Annotated in this window: 13 protein-coding genes; 6 read left to right on the top strand and 7 right to left on the bottom strand. The window is 68.0% G+C overall.

Annotated elements, in window-relative coordinates:
* The first annotated feature begins 340 nt into the window (after nucleotides 1-340).
* Nucleotides 341-991: an FAD-dependent oxidoreductase gene (locus tag AN233_RS03730; RefSeq protein ID WP_058365508.1), complete on the top strand. Its 651-nt coding sequence runs from the start codon at nucleotides 341-343 to the stop codon at nucleotides 989-991.
* 466 nt (nucleotides 992-1,457) lie between these two features.
* Here AN233_RS03730 and AN233_RS03725 read toward each other — a convergent pair whose 3' ends face one another.
* The 4 genes from AN233_RS03725 to AN233_RS03710 form a co-directional block, all read right to left on the bottom strand.
* The gene (locus AN233_RS03725) at nucleotides 1,458-2,057 is read right to left on the bottom strand and encodes an NUDIX hydrolase (RefSeq protein ID WP_058365507.1); all 600 of its coding nucleotides are present in this window, start codon (nucleotides 2,055-2,057) and stop codon (nucleotides 1,458-1,460) included.
* A gap of 117 nt (nucleotides 2,058-2,174) precedes the next feature.
* Nucleotides 2,175-2,732, bottom strand: coding sequence for a DUF7109 family protein (locus AN233_RS03720; protein ID WP_058365506.1), 558 nt, complete (start codon nucleotides 2,730-2,732; stop codon nucleotides 2,175-2,177).
* Nucleotides 2,729-3,826, bottom strand: a complete 1,098-nt coding sequence (locus AN233_RS03715) for a hypothetical protein (RefSeq protein ID WP_058365505.1) — start codon at nucleotides 3,824-3,826, stop codon at nucleotides 2,729-2,731. Before AN233_RS03715 ends, AN233_RS03720 begins: the two co-directional genes overlap by 4 nt.
* An 86-nt stretch (nucleotides 3,827-3,912) precedes the next feature.
* Nucleotides 3,913-5,070, bottom strand: coding sequence for an MFS transporter (locus AN233_RS03710; RefSeq protein WP_058365504.1), 1,158 nt, complete (start codon nucleotides 5,068-5,070; stop codon nucleotides 3,913-3,915).
* Nucleotides 5,071-5,264: 194 nt separating this feature from the next.
* Between AN233_RS03710 and AN233_RS17130 the strand changes: the two genes are divergently transcribed.
* On the top strand, nucleotides 5,265-5,435 hold the full coding sequence (locus AN233_RS17130; RefSeq protein WP_176696634.1) for an HVO_0758 family zinc finger protein: 171 nt from the start codon (nucleotides 5,265-5,267) through the stop codon (nucleotides 5,433-5,435).
* Nucleotides 5,436-5,633: 198 nt separating this feature from the next.
* Here the strand turns inward: AN233_RS17130 and AN233_RS03705 are convergent, their stop codons facing one another.
* On the bottom strand, nucleotides 5,634-6,743 hold the full coding sequence (locus AN233_RS03705) for an aldo/keto reductase (protein WP_058365503.1): 1,110 nt from the start codon (nucleotides 6,741-6,743) through the stop codon (nucleotides 5,634-5,636).
* Nucleotides 6,744-7,607: 864 nt separating this feature from the next.
* Between AN233_RS03705 and AN233_RS03700 the strand changes: the two genes are divergently transcribed.
* The gene (locus tag AN233_RS03700; RefSeq protein WP_058365502.1) at nucleotides 7,608-9,308 is read left to right on the top strand and encodes an acyl-CoA mutase large subunit family protein; all 1,701 of its coding nucleotides are present in this window, start codon (nucleotides 7,608-7,610) and stop codon (nucleotides 9,306-9,308) included.
* Nucleotides 9,309-9,370: 62 nt separating this feature from the next.
* Here AN233_RS03700 and metG read toward each other — a convergent pair whose 3' ends face one another.
* The gene (gene metG / locus AN233_RS03695) at nucleotides 9,371-11,533 is read right to left on the bottom strand and encodes a methionine--tRNA ligase (protein ID WP_058365501.1); all 2,163 of its coding nucleotides are present in this window, start codon (nucleotides 11,531-11,533) and stop codon (nucleotides 9,371-9,373) included.
* A 158-nt stretch (nucleotides 11,534-11,691) separates the two neighbouring features.
* Between metG and nreA the strand changes: the two genes are divergently transcribed.
* A complete protein-coding gene (nreA, locus tag AN233_RS03690; RefSeq protein WP_058365500.1) occupies nucleotides 11,692-12,951 on the top strand; it encodes a DNA repair protein NreA in 1,260 nt (419 codons plus the stop codon).
* A 30-nt stretch (nucleotides 12,952-12,981) separates the two neighbouring features.
* Here nreA and AN233_RS03685 read toward each other — a convergent pair whose 3' ends face one another.
* Entirely contained in the window at nucleotides 12,982-13,818 is an 837-nt protein-coding gene (locus AN233_RS03685; RefSeq protein ID WP_094192400.1) for an SDR family oxidoreductase, read from the bottom strand.
* A gap of 149 nt (nucleotides 13,819-13,967) precedes the next feature.
* On the opposite strand from AN233_RS03685, the gene AN233_RS03680 reads away from it, so the two are divergent.
* Nucleotides 13,968-17,060, top strand: a complete 3,093-nt coding sequence (locus AN233_RS03680; protein ID WP_058365498.1) for a PKD domain-containing protein — start codon at nucleotides 13,968-13,970, stop codon at nucleotides 17,058-17,060.
* A complete protein-coding gene (locus AN233_RS03675; protein WP_058365497.1) occupies nucleotides 17,057-18,010 on the top strand; it encodes a hypothetical protein in 954 nt (317 codons plus the stop codon). Before AN233_RS03680 ends, AN233_RS03675 begins: the two co-directional genes overlap by 4 nt.
* The last annotated feature ends 28 nt before the right edge of the window (nucleotides 18,011-18,038 follow it).

Here is an 18,038-nt window from a genome sequence, read left to right as displayed (position 1 = left end):
CCGGACCAATCAAAAGGCTTCTGAAAGCATGAACCGGGGCATTATCTAAAAACCGTCCCAGATAGGAGTATATAGAAAACGAATGTTCAGCAATACTGTTTCTAAACGCAGCTAATTTCGTGTATGTCCACCGAATTCGGAGAGTCGACCCGACGAACCACAGTAGTCATCGGCAACTGTCGTGAAGATCGCCCGTATCCGCGGCTCGTTTCGGCAATTTCTGTACCCGAATTCGTCACTTGTCGAATCCCGGTGCGGCACGAAGCCGGGTCCCGTCCCAGTTCCGGGCCACCCTCGCCCGAAGCACAACCCTCATTCGGCGCACGGCCGAGACGCCGGTATGGACACGACGGTCACAGTCACCGCGTCGGCGTCGGTCGGCCCGGACACGGTCGCGGTGCGGTTCGCGACCCCGGACGGCTTTACGGCGGAGCCGGGACAGTTCGTGAAGATCTCCGCGACGGTCGAGGGAGAGGGGTACGCACGCTTCTACACCCTCTCCTCGCCGGACGTGGACGAGGAGTTCGAGGTCACCATCGAGGTCGACCCCTCGGAGGGCGGTCCCTTCTCGGAGTACCTCGCCGGCCTGAGCGCGGGCGACGAGGTGGAGATCTCGGGACCCTACGGCGACGACCACTACGAGGGCGAGGCGCGCGTCGTGGTGCTCGCGGGCGGACCGGGCATCGGGCCCGCGGTCGCGATCGGCGAGCGCGCGCTCGCGGACGGCAACGAGGCCGCGGTCGTCTACCGCGATGACGCGCCGGCTCACGGCGCCCGCCTCAACGACCTGCAGGAGAACGGCGCGTCCGTCCACGTCGTGGGAACCGATGAGACCGAGGCGTTCGACGAGGCGGTCGAGGAGGCGGTCACCGGCGCCGACGACGAGCAGGTGTTCGTCTTCGGCTTCGCGCCGTTCGTGGCGGCCGCGGGCGACGCGATCGAGGCCGCCGGCGGCGACCCCGACGCGGCGAAGGTCGAGAACTTCGGCTAGGCGACGCTCGCCGCGGCGCCGTGTTCGCCGTTTCCGTCCCGGTCGGGGATCGAACCGCTGGGACGCGAGACTCCCGGTGCGCCCCGTTGGATCTCTGTGCGGCGGTTTTTCTGTCTCGGCAGATCCCGCTGCTCTGGACGGCACCACCAGAGTGCCTCGGCCACCGTCCCAGCCACCGCCCCAGCCACCGCCCCGCACCGCACAGCAGCCTCACACCTCCCCAGCCTCGGGTCGGCCGCGGCCGCGGAACCGCACAGCAACGCAGCGCGGCCGCGGCCGGCCCTCCCTCGCGCGGTCGCGGCGACACGCGAAGCGGTCGCCGCGGCGCGCGCCGACGGCACGGCACCGCAACCGCACTGCCCCGCACAGCACCGCCGCCGGCCGAGCGTTTTTCCGGGATCGCGCGGAATTCCCGCCGTGAGTGCAGCCCGACTGAGGCAGCCGCGCCGCGTCGCCCTGCGGGCACTCAGACCGGAAAGTCGGCGTCGGGGTCGACGACGCGGTCGACCTGCGGCGGCATGGTCCAGTCGGTCGTCAGCTCCAGCAGCTGGACGAGCATGCGGCCGGTGGCGCCCCAGACGGTGTAGCCGTCGACGCGGAAGAAGTGGACGCGGTGGTCGCCGTACTCCGGGTGGTCGCGGCGCTCCGATTCGTAGTTGGCGAGGTCGGTGAGCGCGGCGACCGGGAGGACCACCACCTCCGCGACCTCGCTCTCGTCGGGGACGTACTCGCGGTCGGGGACCGTCGCGACGAACGGGCGGACGGCGTAGTCGGTGACCGTGGTGATGTCGTCGAGGGCGCCGTGGATCTCGGTCTCCTCGGGGCGGAGGCCGATCTCCTCGTTGGCCTCCCGGAGCGCGGTCGCGCGGAGGTCAGCGTCGGAGGGCTCGCGACCGCCGCCGGGGAAGCTCATCTGCCCGGGATGCTCGCCGAGGTGGTCGGCGCGCTTGGTGAACAGCAGGTGGGGCTCGTCGTCCCGTCGGAGGAGGGGCGCGAGGACCGCCGCTTCGCGCGCGGCGTCGGTGACCGCGACCGGCGTGCGGTGCCGGAGCCCGGACAGGTCCATGCCCGGATCTGGGTCCCGGCCGGCGTTAGTCTTGTCCTCCGTGCAGTCCCGGCCGGGATCCTGCGACTGTGTCGGGCGGCCGCCCGGCCGCGGCGACCGGCGCCGCTCGCGTCGCCGTCACTCGGCGTCGGCCAGCGCCTCGGTCAACCGGTCGCGCACGTCGTCGGTCTCTACGGGCGCCCACACGTCGAGGTCGTAGCAGACGTCGAGCAGGGTCTCGGCGCGGTCGCCCCCGCGGGACCCCGACGCGTCGAGGAGGGCGTCGGCCTCCGCGCGGAGCCGGCTCGCCACGGCGCGCCCGAGCGCCGCGCGGTCGGGGTCGCGGTCGGGCACGTCGAGAATGTGCGGGAGGTCCTCCGCCCGTTCGGGCAGCGTCGGGAACGCGGCCGGCCCGACCGCGAGGAGGTCGTCGTCGCTCACCGCGGGGACGGTCCCGCCCCCGTCCGGCGACGCGTCGACCGGAACCAGCGCGTACTCGCGGATCGCGGCGTCGACCGCCGCGTCGACCGCCGCCTCGTCCACGTCGGCGCCCCGCTTGAACGCCAGCTCCGAGAGCGCCTTCCGCAGCTCGGCGCGCGTGAGGGCGCCGAACAGGTCGACGACGCCGGCGATCTCGTCGCGAGCCGCGATGCTGGCGGCCGAGGGCCCCTCAGCCGGGTCACCGAAGTCGGTCACGAGCCGAGCACCTCCGAGAGGTCGGCCCGCGCCGCCTCGCGGACCGCGTCGGGCGAGAGCCCCGTTTCGGCCCACGCCGGGAGCCGGGTGTCCGCTCCGGGCGCGGTCACGGAGTCGGCGTACGTCTCGACTTGCGCCAACTCGGCCTCGCGGTCGTACTCGAGCCCGTTGAACGCGGCGTCGGTGGCGTAGCCGGTCACGATCCGCTCGGCCGCCTCCCGGTACCGGCCCGGCAGCGCGTCGAGGTCCGGCTCGACGCCGTGATCCGCGAGCGCTCGGAGGACGGCCCCCGTGACCGCATCGCTCATGTCGGCGAGCCCGGTCGGCCCGCGGACGGAGCGGTGGTCGTGCTCGTAGCGTCCGAGGTCGACCTGCGCCGAGCCGGAAAAGCCGGCCTGCGCGAACGCGTCGCCGAGCGTCCCGACCTCCAGGCCCCAGCCGCGGGGGATCCGCAGCCCGGCCACCAGGTCGCTCGTCGCCGCGAACTCGCCCGCGAGCGCGTACCGGAACGCGTCCAGATAGTCCACGATCGGCGCGTCGTGTGCGTCCGCGAGCGCTCGCACGAGCGGCCGGTACAGCAGCCGGAACAGGCGTCCGTAGAGCTTCCCGTCCTCGACGCGGGCGTAGTAGCCCTTCGAGAAGGCGTGGCCGTGCGCGAGCGGGAACAACAGACGCGGGACGTACGCCGGGCTGTAGCTGCGCGTGTCCGCGTCGTGGACGACGACGAACTCCTCGGTGATCGCGCGGCCGAGCCCGAGCCACACGTCGCGTCCCTTCCCGCGCTCGCCGTCGAGACCGTGCTCGGCGAGCAGCGTCGCCAGTCGCGGTCCGTCACACCAGAGCGTCTCCACGGGAAGGTCGAACTCGCTCAGCCACTCGTGGAACGGTCCGGCGTGTTCGGGGGTCGCGCGCAGCGGCACGACCACGCGGGCCGGGTCGACCGCCTCTAGCGCGGTCAGCACGCGCTCGGCCGCCAGCCCGCCGTACTCGCGTTCCGTCATCGGCACCACCACCGCCGCGCGGTCGGTCGGCGCGTCCGGCGTCCGGTCCGTCAGCGCGTGGAGGGTCGTCACGCGCTCCTGGACGTACTCCATCGACCGAAGGGAGGGCCGGCCGACTCAAAAGGCCGCGGGTCGCGGAGGAACAGCGGTCGTCGATCCGTGGCCGCGTTGCCGACCCCTCACCCGGGGATCCGCCCGGCGCGGTCCAGTCCCGCGAAGACGACGACGAGCACCGCGAGTCCGGCCGCAAAGACCGTAAACACCGTGTCGTAGGCGATTCCCCGCTCGACGAGCGCCCCGACCGCCGAGGATCCGAGCGCCTGCGTGAGCATCATGCCGCCGGAGAAGACGGCGTACGCGGTCGCGCGCGTCGTGTCCGGGAGCGTGTCGAGGATGTACGCGTCCGCCGCGGGGAACATCGCGTGGATGGTGAAGCCGGCCAGCGTCGTGGCGGCGACGAGCGGCCAGAGCCCGGAGGCGGCGACGATCAGGAACACCGAGCAGACGAACGAGGCGATGACAGCGAGCAGGAACTGCACGCGCGGGAAGCGGTCGACGAGGGAGCCCGAAATGAAGAACGCAGGGACGCCGGCGGCGAAGATGACCGTCAGGAGGTTTCTGGCCGTCGCCTGCGGCAGCCCCTTCGCGACCATGTAGAGCTCGTAGAAGTTGAACAGCCCCTGCCAGACGAAGCTCGTGATCCCCATCAGCGCGACGCCGGCGACGATGATGTGCCATTCGGAGCGGGCCGCGGCGAGGAAGCCGGTCGCAGCCACGTCCACGTCGGGGAGGTCCGCGCGGCGCGCGAGCACGTACGTCAGGGCGGTTAGGAGGGCTGCGAGGACGCCCAGCCCGAAGAACGCGTAGCGCCAGTCGTACCACAGCGCGACGGTTGCGACGGGGGCGACGACGACCGCCGCGACCTGACTCGCCATGCCGTGGATCCCCATCACGCGGCCGACGCGGTCGGGGAACAGCTCCGAGATGAAGGGGTTCGCGGAGACGAAGTAGACGCCGGAGGCGGTGCCGACCGCGAACGCGCCGACCATCAGCCACGCGACGCCGTCGGTGAACCCCAGGAAGACGGCGCCGAGCGAGAGCATGGCGCCGGACGCGAGCACGACGTGGTGGCGCGGCACCTTCGTGAGCAGCCAGCCGGTCGGGAACCGCGGCGCCGCGGAGCCGACCCACGCCAGCGTGACGACGAGGCCGGCCGTCCCCTCCCGGATCGCGAACTCGTCGATGAACTCGCCGACGAGCGGGGCGAAGATCACCCGCGCGAAGTTGACGAGGAACACCAACCCGCACAGCGACCCGAACAGCTTGGCGCGAGACACAGTCGCCGTAACACGTCGGCCGTTTCAAGCGTTCCGAAAGGGGACGGCAACGAACGTGCGGTGACCGTCCGCCGACCGCGTGTCGACCGTCCGGTGACCTCGCGGCGACTGCGACGACGGCCACATTCCCGACCGCCACGTATCCACGCGCCCGCGGCGGGGTCTTTAACACGCCCGGCGTCCAACTCCCGCGTATGAAGTCGACTCGGAAGGGGCTACGCGACGGGGACCTGTTCAAGGACACCTACGAGCGGCTCAACTGCGCGGCCTGCGAGAAGGTGCTCAAGAAGCAGAACGACCCCGAGAAGGTGTACTCGGTGCGGATCTGTCCGGAGTGCGAGGCCGAGTTCAAGGAACTCCGCTGAGGCGTCCCCACTCCCCCGAGCGCGCTTTTTCGGACGCACGCTTCTACGCGCACTTTTGTTGGGCTCGTTTTTTGTCAGGTCGTTTTTTGTCAGAATCACTGTTCGGGCCCATTTTTCCCACGTTTCTCGAACCACATTCGCCGAGCGCACCGGGGTCCAGGCGAGCCGCCCCCCGTCCCCGGCCCGGCCGCGTTCCCCTCACTCGAAGACCGCGTCGAAGGCGTTCGCCCCCAGCGGGTCGAACGTTCCCGCCGCGACGTTCTCGCGGACGTGGTCGCGGCCGCTCGCACCCACCAGCGAGCAGGTCACGCCCGGCGCGCTCCGCGCGAAGTTGAGCGCGCGCTGGGCGGGCGTGTCGCCCGCCAGTCGGTCCGCCACGTAGTCCGGTAGCGAGGTGGACAGCTCCCCCTGGCCGATGCTCGCGCTCGTGAACACGCCGACTCCGGCCTCGTGGGCGCACTCCAGCGTCGAGACGCGTTCGTCGGCCTCCCCCGCGGGGCCGTCCGGTCGCGGCTGGTTCGCGCGCGTGAACGCGTCCGCCATCGCGACGTTGAACGGGAGCTGGACCGCCTCGAAGCCGCAGTCGTCAGCGCCGACCGTCTCAGCGGCTCGCTCCGCCCGCTCGATCACGGCCGGCAGCGAGAGGTACGACTCGTGACCTTCCGGCACCCGGAACGCCTCCCACGTCGCCACGCCGTACCGGCCGAGGTCGCCCGCGAGCCGCCGGCGCTCCAGCAGCTCGAAGGCCGCCTCCAGCGCGTCGTAGACCTCGGCCCTCGAGCGGATGGCGAGTTGCGTCTCGGGGTTGTGGACGTAGTAGCAGTCGACCGCGTCGAGCCGGAGCGCCGACAGCGATCGGTCGAGCATCGCGTCGAGGAAGCCGGGCGCGATAGCGTGGCTCCCGCGCGCGAGGTCCTCGCGGTCCACGACTCCCGCGTCGAGGAACTCTTTGCGGACGTACGCGGCCGGGTCCTCGGGTCGAGTGCCGTCGAAGGGGACGAAGCCGCCCTTCGTGGCCACCAGCACCGCGTCGCGGTCGACGTCCGCGGCCGCGAGCGCGTCGCCGACCGCGCGCTCGGAGCGGCCGCAGCGGTAGTTGACCGCCGTGTCGACGACGTTGACGCCCGACTCCAGCGCGAGCCGGATCGCCGCCCGGTAGCGCTCGTCGACCGCGTCGGTCGGCTCGCCGAGGTACGTCCCGATCCCGACGCTGGAGACGACGCCGGGTCCGAACCGCCGGAAGAAGGTGCGCCCGAACGCGTCCCCGAACCGCTCGCGGTAGCGCCAGGTCGCCTCGCGTGTCGCCATAGGTGGCGTTGGTGGGCGGCGTGTAAAAGATGCTTACAACTTCAGTGGGTGGTGAGCAGGGCGAGTTCGTGGCTGGTTCTCCCTCAGACGGGCCCGTGTTCGTCTCGGTTGCAGATCCTGCTACTCGGAACGCTAACTCCCAGAAAGCCCCAGGCGGCTCGACCGGCCGCGCCTCGCTGCGCTCCTCGCTCTCCGCACAGCCCGCTGCGGTGCTTACGGCGTCGGGGCCGGATCGAGCCGCCTGCCCCTTTCAATCCCACCCACCGCACCGCAGGCGGCCGGCCCGCGACCTCCCTCGCCGGCGCGCTACTGCACGCCGGCTGCTCGGAAATCTCCGATTTCCGGCGGAACCCGACCGCAGCCGGAGAAACGCGAAGGCCGCGGTCGGCTGAGGTTGGGGAGGAGTGAGGCCACGCTTGACTCGACAGCCGGTGTGACGAATCACCAAGCAATCAGCCTCAACAACTGACTCCACAAATCACCCCCTGGCGGACTGAAAGGGCGAGGCCGGTCGCGGGTTCTCAGACAGGCTCTATCCGCGCGGGCGTTGTGGAGAGCGCGGATATCCTGCTGAGAACCCGCGACCGGTCGAGGGCTTTCTGGGTGTTAGCGGCAAGCGCAGCAGAGCGCTTGACTGATTCAGAGCAAACCTAAAGCGAGCGGTCGGGTGCTTTCTGGGTGTCGTCGGCAGTAAGTGCAGCAGGACGCTTGACTGATCCAGAACAAACGTATCGCGAGCGGTCAGGAACGTTCCAATCAGCCTTTTCGGCGACTCATCCACCCCGATCCGCATATCGCCGCAAGTCTCGCCGTCACCGAAACGTGTGAAAAACGCTTAAGAACTGTCCGGCGAAACCTCCGGGCATGTACGACGAGGAGGACCTCGCGTCGATCCGGGAGGCACGGGAGGAGTGGGAGGCGGAGACGCTCGACCCCGTGCTGGAGCGGTTCGGGGAGCGCGAGGACCGCTTCGCGACCGTCTCGAACCTCGAGGTCGACCGGATCTACACCCCCGAGGACGTGGCGGACATCGACTACGAGGAGGAGCTGGGCTTCCCGGGCGAGGAGCCGTTCACGCGGGGGCCGTACCCGACGATGTACCGCGGTCGGACGTGGACGATGCGGCAGTTCGCCGGGTTCGGCACCGCCGAGGAGACGAACGAGCGGTTCCACTACCTGATCGAGAACGGCCAGACCGGGCTGTCGACGGCGTTCGACATGCCCTCGCTGATGGGGCTCGACTCCGACGACCCGATGTCGCTCGGCGAGGTGGGCAAGGAGGGCGTCGCAGTCGACACCCTCCGCGACATGGAGGTGCTGTTCGACGGCATCGACGTCGGCGAGGTGTCCACGTCATTCACGATCAACCCGAGCGCGCCGGTCATCTACGCGATGTACGTCGCGCTCGCCGACCAGCAGGGCGTCCCGCGCGAGGAGGTCCGGGGAACCCTCCAGAACGACATGCTCAAGGAGTTCATCGCGCAGAAGGAGTGGGTGATCCCACCGGAGCCGTCCCTCGATCTCGTCACCGACACCATCGAGTTCGCGATCGAGGAGACGCCGAAGTTCAACCCGATCTCGGTCTCCGGCTACCACATCCGCGAGGCGGGCTCGACCGCGGTTCAGGAGCTGGCGTTCACGCTCGCGGACGGGTTCGCGTACGTCGAGGACTGTCTGGACCGCGGGCTCGACGTGGACGAGTTCGGACCGCAGCTCTCCTTCTTCTTCAACTCGCACAACTCGATCTTCGAGGAGGTGGCGAAGTTCCGCGCGGCCCGCCGCATCTACGCCCGCGTGATGGACGAGTGGTACGACGCCGAGAACCCCGACGCCAAGCGGCTGAAGTTCCACACCCAGACCGCGGGCCAGTCGCTGACCGCCCAGCAGCCGCTCAACAACGTCGTCCGCGTGACGATTCAGGCGCTGGCGGGCGTCCTCGGCGGGACCCAGAGCCTCCACACCAACTCCTACGACGAGGCGCTGGCGCTCCCCTCCGAGCAGGCGGTCCGCGTCGCGCTCCGAACCCAGCAGATCATCGCCGACGAGTCGGGCGCAGCCGACATCGTCGACCCCCTCGCGGGCTCGTTCGCGGTCGAAAGCCTCACCGAAGAGACCGAGGAGAAGGCGATGGCCTACATCGAGGAGATCAGGGAGATGGGCGACGGCTCCGTCCGCGACGGCGTCCTGGCGGGGATCGAGGAGGGCTACTTCCACGGCGAGATTCAGGAGGCATCCTACGAGTACCAGGAGCGCGTCGACGAGGGCGAGGAGACGGTCGTCGGCGTCAACAAGTACGAGGTCGACCAGGACACCAAGCCGGACCTGCTCCACGTCGACGAGACGACCCGCGATCGCCAGCTCGCTCGGCTGGAGTCGGTCAAGGAGGACCGCGACGACGACGAGGTCGAGGCGACGCTCGACGCGCTCGCGGACGCGGTCGAGAGCGAGGAGAACGTGATGCCGTACATCGTCGACGCGGTGAAGGCGTACGCCACGATGGGCGAGATCATGGCGGTCTTCGAGAAACAGCACGGCCAGTACCGCGAGACGATCGGGATGGCCTAACTCGCGGGGTCGGCGCTCCGGCTTCGACCGCGCCCCGCGGTCCGGCGTTCCCGGTCCGGCGTCTACCGGATCCGCTCGCCCGGCTCGGCGTCGCCGTGGGTCGTCAGCAGGTCGGCCTCTTCGCCGGCCGCCAGCACCATGCCGTTCGACTCGACGCCGAACAGCTCCGCCTTCTCGAGGTTCGCGAGGACGACCACCTTCTCGCCCTCGATGGCGTCGAGGTCGTGGAGCTGCTTGATCCCGGCGACGATCTGGCGCGTCTCCACGCCGATGTCGACGGTGAGCTTCGCGAGCTTGTCCGCGCCCTCGATGCCCTCCGCGCTCTCGATCCGGCCGACCCGGATGTCGAGCTCCTCGAACGTCTCGAAGTCGATGCGGTCGTCGGTGATGGGGTCGAAGTCGGTCATGGCGTCGTCGGTGTCGGAATCCTCATCGGCTGCGTCCGCCGTCTCCTCGTTCTCGTTGTCCTCGGTCGCGTCGGCCACGCGCTCCTCGAGCTTCGCGTTCAGCTCCTCGACGCGCTCCTCCTCGATCTTCTCGAACAGGGCGGCTGGCTCCGGGAACGCCCCCGCGGGCGCCGCCAGCGCGTCGGCACGCGTCGCGTCGTGGACGGAGCCGTCCTCGCCGAGCTGGGCCCAGAGGCGCTCGCACTTCTCGGGGGCGACCGGCTCGAAGAGGACGGCGATCGCCTTCGCGATCTGGACGCAGTCGTAGACGACCTGCTTCGCGCGCTCGGGGTCGTCGTCGACGAGGCTCCACGGCTCGTTGCGCTGGATGTACTCGTTGCCGAACGCCGCGAGATGGGTGACCGCGTCGCCCGCGTCGCGGACCGAGTAGTCGTTAACGGCGTCGGTGAAGTCGGCGACCGCGCCGTCGATCCGGCTCTCGACCTCGTCGCTCGGCCCCTCGACGTCCTCGGGAGCTCCCTCGTAGTTGCGGTGCGCGAACAAAAGCGAGCGGTAGAGGAAGTTGCCGACCGTCCCCACCAGCTCGTTGTTGACGCGCTCGCGGAAGCGCTCCCACGAGAAGTCGACGTCCTGCTGGAACCCGCCGTTGGTGGCGAGGTAGTAGCGCAGCAGGTCGGGGTGGAACCCCTCGTCGATGTACTCGTCGGCCCAGACGGCGCGGTCGCGACTCGTCGAGAAGCCCTTACCCCCCAGCGTCACGAAGCCCGAGGCCATCACGGCACGCGGCTCGACGTGGCCCGTCCCGCGGAGCATCGCGGGCCAGAATACCGTGTGGTGCTGGATGATGTCGCGGCCGATGACGTGGACGACCTCGCCGCCGACCTCGTCGGGGTCGACCGCGTCGGGGTCGGTGGCGTCCGCGGCGGTCGCGGCGTGCTCGCCCGCGCCCCACACCGCCTCCCAGTCGAAGACCCCGCTGCCCACGCGCTCGGAGTACTGCTTCGTGGAGGCGATGTACTCGATCGGCGCGTCGACCCAGACGTACAGCACGAGGTCGGACTCCTCGCCCTCCGCGTCGGGGTAGTCGATCCCCCAGTCCATGTCGCGGGTGATACACCAGTCCTGGAGCCCCTGCTCGATCCACTCGCGGGGCTGGTTCCGCGCGTTCGAGGTCCCCTCAAGGCGGTCGAGAAAGTCGGAGAGGTAGTCGGAAAAGGCGGACACCTCGAAGAACTTGTGGGTCCGCTCGTGGTACTCGGCAGGGTTGCCGGTGATGGTGGAGACGGGGTCCTCGATCTCGCCGGGCTCGAGGTGGCGCTGGCACCCCTCGTCGCACTCGTCTCCGCGGGCGTGGGCGCCGCAGTACGGACAGGTCCCCTCGACGTAGCGGTCGGGGAGGTACTGGTCGTCCTCGGGGTCGTACGCGACCATGATCTCCTTCTCGTAGACGTGGCCAGCCTCGTCGAGGTCGCGGACCAGCTCCTGGGTGAGCTCGGTGTTGGTCTCGTCGTGGGTGTGGCCGTAGTTGTCGAACGCGACGTTGAACTTCGGGAACGTCGCCTCGTACTCCTCGTGCCAGCCGAGCGCGAACTCCTCGGGGGAGACGCCCTCCTGCTCCGCGTTGACCGCGACGGGCGTGCCGTGCATGTCCGAGCCGGAGACGAACGCGGTCTGCTGGCCCAGTGTGCGCAGCGCGCGGGCGTACACGTCGCCGCCCACGTAGGTGCGGAGGTGACCGACGTGCAGGTCGCCGTTGGCGTACGGCAGCCCGCAGGTCACCACCGCGGGGTCGTCGGTGGGGAAGTCCTCGTGGCTCATTGCTCGTGTGTGTCCTCGGGCAAGCGGGGCAAAAGCCCGCTGGTTCCGCGCGTCCCTCGCCGCGGTCGAAACCGGCCGTTTCTCGGGTCGCCGCACGCACCCACACGCGAACCCGCGCGGGCAACGTTCAAACCCATTGCCGCCGTAGCCGAAACAGAATGCGGCTCGACGAGTTCGTGGAGTTCGAGCGGAACGAGCGCGCCGAGCGCCGCCGCCTCGCCCAAGAGAAGGACTACGGCGTGCTCGACCACCTCGAGACGTTTCAGGACCGGTTCGACGACGCGCTCTCCGGCGACTCGCTGGTCGGCTCCGTCTCGCCGTCCATCTTCGTCGGGCGCTCGAACTACCCGAACGTCTCGACGGGCATCCTGTCGCCGGTCGGCCGCGAGGAGCAAGCCGAGCGGTTCCGCACCTCCGGCGACTGGTACGACGAGGGAGTCTCCATCGGCGACGTGTTCGAGCGTCGCTCCGGGCTCCTCAACTCAAACCGGACCGCCGAGGTCGACAACGTCCACGACGCGTGGGATGGCTGGCTCGGTACCCAGCGCGAGGTCGCCATCGCGGACCGACCCGTCGACGTGGAGATCGGGCTCGACTCGAAGCCGGATCTGGACGTGGACATCGACGACGTGGGCGCGCCGGTCGGACCGCGTGCCCGCGCTCGCGACGCGTCGCTCGGCGAGAACCCGCACGTCCCGCGGCCGGTCGAGAAGACGCTGGAGGACGACGACTGGCGCGCGCAGGGGGCGATGACGTACCTCTACCGCCGGGGGTTCGACGTGTACGAGATCAACTCCATCCTCTCGGCGGGCGCGCTCGGACAGGGGGAGAACCGGCGGCTCGTCCCGACGCGCTGGTCGATCACCGCGGTCGACGACACGGTCGGCCAGTACCTCCGCGGAACGATCCGGGACGCGCCCTCGGTCGACTCGGTCGAGGTCCACCGCAACGAGTACCTCGGGAACGCCTTCTGGGTGGTACTGGCCCCCGGCGAGTGGGAGTACGAACTCGTCGAGATGAAGGCCCCCGGTTCCGTCTGGAACCCCGACCCGGAGGCCGGCATCTACCTCGCCGCCGCCCACGAGGGCCGCGAGGGGCGGACGGGCTACGTCGACGAGACCGCGGGCGCGTACTACGCCGCGCGGCTCGGCGTGCTGGAGCACCTCTCCGACCGCGGTCGGCAGGCGAAGGTTCTCGTCCTCAGACACGTCTCCGACGCATACTGGGGCCCCGTCGGCGTCTGGCAGGTCCGCGAGGCCGTCAGGAACGCCTTCGAGGGGGAGTTCGGGGAAGCGGAGACGTTCGGTGAGGCCGTCCGCGGGGTCGCGGACCACCTCCCGGTCCCCCTCTCGCGACTCCGGCGCAAGTCGACGATGGCCGCGGGGCTGCAGACGAACATCGCGGACTTCCTCGGCTGACCCAGCCCGCGTCTCCCGGAACGGCCCCGCTCACCGCGTCAGCTTCGCGAGCAGTTCGTACCCCTTGTCGCGTACCGCGTCGGGGAGGAACCGCGCCAGCACGCCGACCCGGGCGGCCGTCCCGGGCTGGACCCGTGCGGGCGGCTTCGTGGCGCTCGCCGCGTTGAGGATCTCGGCCGCGACGAGTTCGGGCTCGACGGAGCCCGGGCCGTCCCCGCCGATCAGCTGCGCGTCGTCGAAGACATCGTAGAGGTCCTCGTACGCGCCGGACCGGTCCACCCCGTCCTCGTCGTCCTCAGCCTCACGCTCCGCGCGGTCACTGAACTTCGTCCGAACCGGACCGGGCTCGACGACGACCACGTCGATGCCGTACTCGGATACCTCGCCGCGCAGCGCGTCGGACATCGCCTCGACCGCGAACTTCGAACCGCTGTAGACGCCCCCGCCGGGGAACGCGACGCGTCCGGCGACCGACGAGAGGTTGACGATCGTCCCCTCGCGCTCGCGGCGCATGTGCGGGAGGACGGCCCTGATGAGCCGATGAGGACCGTACACGTTCACGTCGAACTGCTCGTGGACCTTCTCCGTCGGCACGTCCTCCAGCGGGCCGAACTGGCCGTATCCGGCGTTGTTGACCAGACAATCGATGGCCCCCTCCTCGTCGAGGATCCGGTCCACGACGCGGTCGACGTCCGCCTGGTCCGTCACGTCGAGCGTCGCGAGCTCGCAGCCCTCGTCCCCGAGCGTCTGTGCGTCCGCGGGGTTCCGTGCGGTCGCGTACACCGTCCAGCCCTCGTCGTTGAACGCCCGCGCCGTCGCGCGGCCGATACCCGAGGAACAGCCGGTGATGAGTACGGTCTTCTGCACGTTTCCGGCGTCGGGCGCGGAGGGTATAACTGTCGGGCTTCTCCATCGATCCGCGTTCCGAGGACATTAAACACAAAATTATCAGAGATAATTCGACCCATAGATCCGAACACTTAACTCAGAAAGAGAGATTATGATTCCTCGACTGAATGAGACGGTACGCGCTCGCACTGCTATTCGTGTGTCTGTTTCTCGGCGTTCCGCTCGCGGGAGCGGCCGACGCCGAAGCGCCACTGGCCGACGCCGGTCTGGACCAGTCGGTCTCACAGGGGACGACCGTGTACCTCGACGGTGGCGGATCGCACGCGCCGGACGGTGAGATCGTCGCCTACGAGTGGGAGGTTATGGCTCCGAACGGTACCACGGTCGCGACGCCGACCGGCCGAACGCCGGCCTTCGAGGCGGCCGCGATAGGGACCTACGACGTGACGCTCACCGTGACCGACGACGCGGGGCGGACGGCCAGCGACACGCTCCACGTCCGCGTCTCCGAGGGGGACCCGCCCGCGGTCGCGCTCGAGGGCCCGTCGGCGGTGTCGGTCGGCGACACCGCCGCCTTCACGGCCGCGATCGAGCCGGGCGACGCGCCCATCGACCGCGTCGTCTGGCGAGTCGACGGGGAGGTCGTCGAGACCGAGCACCGGCCGGGAGCCGAAGCCACCCTGAACCGCACCATCACCACGCTCGATCCCCGAACCGTCGACGTGACGGTTCTCGACGCCGCCGACCAGTCGGCGAGCGACGACCGGACGGTCTCGGTTACGGAGCCGGAGGAGGCGAACGACCGCTCCGGCTGGTACGGCGGTACCGCGGCGACAGAGGACCCGACGATCCACGGTCCACAGGAGGTGTTCGAGGAGGAACCGCTCACTGCGACGTATTCGGTCGACTCCGGCGGTGGCGCGGCCGTCGCCGCGGTCACCTGGCGCGTCGACGGCGAGCCGGTCGCGACCGGCGAGACGCTCCGCCGAACGTGGGAGCCCGGCCGCCACCGGCTCTCCGCGCTCGTCGAGTACCGCGACGGGAGCAAGCGCGTGGCGACGTTCGCGGACGGGACCCGCGAGGTGGTCGCGAAGCCGCCGGTCGACCTCCGGCTCCGCGACCTCGACGGCTATGACGGGACCATCAGCGGCGCAGTCGTCGCGGAGGACGACCTGAACGCGCTCCGCTCCGTGGAGGTGTTCATCGACGGCGAACTGGTCGAGCGCGCGACGCGGCGAGGCGTCCGGCGCCACGAGTCGGAGTTCCGCGCGGACGGGCTCCAGGACAACACCGAATACGAGGTGACCGCGGTCGCGACCGACACCTACGGGCAAACCGTTCGCGTCACGGAGACCGTCGAAGTCGCCGGCATCCCGCATATCGAGTCGATCGAGGTCCTGAACACGCCGGTCGACTCCTACCACGAGCGAATCGACCCCGAACGCTACACCGCGACGATGAAGGTGACCGTGGACCTGAACGGCTACCCGATTGAGGGGGTCGGGATGGAGACCAGATACCAAAGAGAAAATGAGAAAGAATTGAATGTCGATACAAAAGAAATATCGAATGAAACCCTCGTTAAGACCATCAACGTCGCCTACACATCACCATATCTCTACCAGGTCGAGGAGGAGCTTCTGCTCCTTGATCGGCGGCAGAATCTCGTCGTCGATAATGATGTGACATACATTGACGTCGTCGAAAGTAAACCCGAAGCAAGGTTGAATGTCCACGTTGAGCACGAAAAGAACAACCACGTTCCCCGGATCGTAATCGACGCTAGTGATTCATTCGACCCGGACGGGACGGAACTCGCATTCACGTGGTTACCTGACCTCGTCGAGGAAAGCCCCGTATTCTCATCTAGCGTAAAAAACGTCAAAAGCACGATCACCCTCTCGATCACTGACGGACACGACCAAGAGGTCAGAAAAACGACGACGCTGGACGAGTACTATTCGCCGACAATCGACCTGATTACGCACAGTCAAACGGAGTACGATCCCTACGAGACACTCGGTCTGAGCTTCAAAACAGAACAATTCTATTTGAAGGAAGAGAACTTCGAAAAAGCGGACGTTCGATTTGAACTGATCAATGGCCCTGGTCAGGTCGAGACGACAAAAGACCCGGCAGAACAGGAAAACCGCTGGATCGGGGACATCGAAACTACTCTGGGATCCTATCTAAACGATCCCGTTGCCCTACGCGTGTATAATGCAGAACATCCAGAGCAAACGGAACGGAGCTTCAGATTACCTCTCCCGACACTCAGCAGAACTGGAAAGTTCTATTACAACATCGACGTGACGGATTCGCGCTACGAGGTGGAATCCCCGGTGTACGACGAGGTGTCTGTCTCGTCCGAGCATCTGAAGAGCGCGAGTCAGGATCGTGGATACTCAGTAACCGAGACGAAGCAGAACACGGTCTACACGATCCAGCGCCACCACGAACAGGATGCAATTATTGAAACGAAGAGTAAAGAGTTCGATAGTTCACTCATGCGACGCCATTTCGTCCGCCGATCTGACGGGTGGCATAAGTCGGGACGAACCTCGACGAGGCGGCAAAAAGTGACGACATCGTACGAGTGGCGATCGTCGATCTCCTCTGGATACACCGGCCGGCAGCGGACGCGAACGATCCAGTCCGCGGAGTATCGGACAGAATATCAGTATCGAAGCAGGTATGGGGGGACGTACTGGTCGTCACACGCTTACAGTCCCTGGGATCGTCGGAGTGGATCTTCCCGCTCGGTCAAGGTTCGTGACCGAGTGACTGAGACGGAGTACCAGCACAAAGAAACGGAGACCACGACGGTCACCGAGTACACGTACGTGGCGAGTAAGCAGGTTGTCGTTCGACCGAGCATCTCGGAGTGGCGAGACTACATGGAGACCTCCGACCGTCTGGTGGTGGACAACCACGTCAGGAGTGATGAGTACCGAGTCGGTCGAACAACCACGTCGACCACGTGGACGTTGCGAAAACAGGTCGGAACGCGTTCGGAGACGACGGATGAAGTAGCTGATCCGGAGACGGTCACTCAGTCCGAACTAACGGTCGAAGGTGACACCGTGTACTACTCGCCCGGTACCGACGCGGTCGAAAGAAACATCCGAAAGGTCGATGTGTTCAAACAAACGATAGTCGAAGAAGGATTTGTCTCGGAGCGAGAGATGATAGAGCGCTTCAGAAACCGCGATCCGGCGGAGCGAGACGATTGCCGTGGCGCGGGATGTGGTGTGAAATGATCGACGGACGAGTGCTGCTCATCGGGATGTTACTGATCGGAACGATCGGTACAATGGCAGCACCTGGACTGGCGGATGAAGGGAACGGAGCCAACGAGGGAGGAGAGATCGTCCACTCGGAGACGATACAAACGGAACGGGGCTTCCAGATCACCGCTGACTTCTACTCGAACATGACGTTGGAGGTCTCGTCACTGAACCTCAATAGACAAACCCGGGAGGCGTCATTCGCACTTCAGGTCGTCAGAACGACGATCCGGCATGTCGGCGAGGACCTCCAACCGGGGGAAACCGGGTATTGGACCTTCGATCTCGCGGTTATGCAGGACCCCTCCGAACATCAGCAAACGGTAAAAGTCGGAACCTTCGGCCCAACCATCCAGCACACCTACAACGCCACGCCCACGGCCGCGGACGCGGACGACATGCCGCTCCCGCAGATAACGAACGTCGACCTCGTGGCGAACGGGACGGCCGCGGATCCGCGGACGGAACTCCACGTCACGGTCGAGAACCCGACTCCGCACGCGCATCGCCAGCACGTCGTCGTCTCGACGGAGGAGACCGGGAACGCGGTCGGACGGCCGGAGGCGAGGCCCAACGAGACGGGGACCGCGGTCATCGAGTTGAACGAGCCGCCGGACGCGGTCGTCCGCGGGGAAGTTCGGCTGTACACGAACGACTACTCGGACATGAACGACAGCCTCGACATGGTCGAGTTCGCGGGCGAACCCGAGGGCAACCTCACCGTGAAGAACCGGACGTACGAGCCCATTCACCCGAACTACCACTACGAACCGTCGGGAACGGGTTCGGACGACGATGACGGCGTCGGCGTCCCGGGCGGCGGGTCCCTCTCCGGGGACGCGCTGCTGGCGGCGGGGTTCCTCGGCGCCGGGACGCTCGCGATCGGCTGCATCCTCGCGGTCGGCGCACGCCGGCGATACTGACCGCATCGGAGGCGGTGACCGGAGCCAG

Origin of the sequence: Haloparvum sedimenti (assembly GCF_001462205.1) — an archaeon.
GTDB classification, from domain to species: domain Archaea; phylum Halobacteriota; class Halobacteria; order Halobacteriales; family Haloferacaceae; genus Haloparvum; species Haloparvum sedimenti.
This window is presented reverse-complemented; position numbering and strand designations above follow the sequence as displayed.